The sequence below is a fragment of the Bacillota bacterium genome (assembly GCA_040754675.1).
Classification (GTDB): Bacteria; Bacillota; Limnochordia; order Limnochordales; family Geochordaceae; genus Geochorda.
On the sequence record JBFMCJ010000751.1, the window covers coordinates 1 to 1666 of the forward strand.

At 65.1% G+C, this 1666-nt stretch carries 1 protein-coding gene; it reads left to right on the top strand.

The window, feature by feature from the left end; translation table 11 throughout:
- Positions 1-167 precede the first annotated feature (167 nt).
- The gene (spoIVA, locus tag AB1609_23235) at positions 168-1646 is read left to right on the top strand and encodes a stage IV sporulation protein A (GenBank protein ID MEW6049350.1); all 1479 of its coding nucleotides are present in this window, start codon (positions 168-170) and stop codon (positions 1644-1646) included.
- Positions 1647-1666 lie beyond the last annotated feature (20 nt).

Sequence of the window (1666 nt, forward strand, 5' to 3'; positions counted from 1 at the left end):
ACGATACCTGGAAACCAGGTTGCGCGAAGCCTTTGAGTGGGAAGGTGCTCCCCTGCGCATGATCTGGCGTCCGGCCGGGGTAGGGATGTCTACCCGGACTGGCAGACGCATATAGTGGAGGAGAAAGGCGCCAGCCTGCCATCATGTGCCGGGGAGGAAAAAGGGCCATGGAGAAGTTTGATATTCTGCGGGATATGGCCGAGCGCACGGGGGGAGAGATCTACATCGGCGGGGTGGGCCCGGTGCGGACGGGGAAATCCACCTTCATCCGGCGGTTCATGGAACTCCTGGTGCTGCCCCACATCCAGGATCTCCACGAGCGCGAGCGAGCGGTGGATGCCCTTCCCCAGGCAGGCGCCGGCCGCCTGGTAATGACCACGGAGCCCAAGTTCATCCCCGACGAGGCTGTGCAGGTAACCCTGCGGGACAACGTCACCATGGAGGTACGCATGGTGGACTGCCCCGGTTACCCCATCCCGGGAGCCCTGGGGTACGAGGAAGATGGGCTTCCCCGCATGGTGCAAACCCCCTGGGTGGAGGAGCCCATCCCCTTCCCGGAGGCGGCCGAACTGGGTACCCGCAAGGTGGTGACCGAGCATTCCACCCTGGCCCTGGTCATAACCAGCGACGGTTCGATCGTGGACCTGCCCCGACCGGCCTACGCCGGGCCGGAGGCGCGGCTGGTGGCTGAACTGAAGGAGCTGGGCAAGCCTTTCCTGGTGGTCCTCAACTCCACCCGCCCTGACGACCCGGCCACCCGGGAGCTGGCCGGGGAACTGGAGGCCGAGTACGACGTGGCGGTTGTGCCTGTGAATGCGGCCACCATGGACCTGGACGACGTCTACCTGATCATGGAGCAGGCGCTCTACGAGTTCCCGGTCACCGAAGTCAATGTGAGGCTGCCCCAGTGGGTGGAAGAGCTGGGCCGGGAGCACTGGCTGCACCGCCAGTTCGCCCAGAAGGTGGAGGAGGTCATCCCCGGGGTCAGGCGCGTGCGGGACGTGGACTCCTCCATCGCCCGGCTGCGGGAAGCCGACTTTGTGGCAGATGTAACGCTGGAAGCCCTGGAGCTGGGCAGCGGCAGGGCGGCCGTTGCCATAGCCGCCCGGGAAGATGTGTTCTACCGCGTGCTGGGCGAGATGTCGGGATACGCCCTGGAGGGCAAGCACGACCTCATCCGGGCTATCAAGGAGCTGGCTCACGCCAGGCGCGAGTACGACAAGGTGGCGGAGGGACTGCAGGAACTGTGGCAGACCGGCTACGGCGTGGTGTCCCCCCGCTTCGAAGACATGAAGTTCGACGAGCCCCAGCTCATCCGTCAGGGAAACCGTTTCGGAGTCAGGTTGCGGGCGAGTGCCCCGTCCGTCCACCTCATCAGGGCGGACGTGACCACCGAGATCACCCCGGTGATCGGCACGGAGAAGCAATCAGAGGAGCTCCTGCGCAGCCTCCTCGTCCAGTTCGAGGACGAACCCCAGAAGATCTGGCAGGCCCACCTGTTCGGCAAATCCCTGGAGCAGCTGGTTCGGGAGGGGATGCAGAGCAAGCTGTACCGCATGCCCGAACACGCCCAGGCCAAGCTCCAGGAGACCCTCACGCGTATCGTGAACGAGGGGACGGGCGGCCTGATCTGCATAATCCTGTAGGAAGACCAATCATCCCCGGC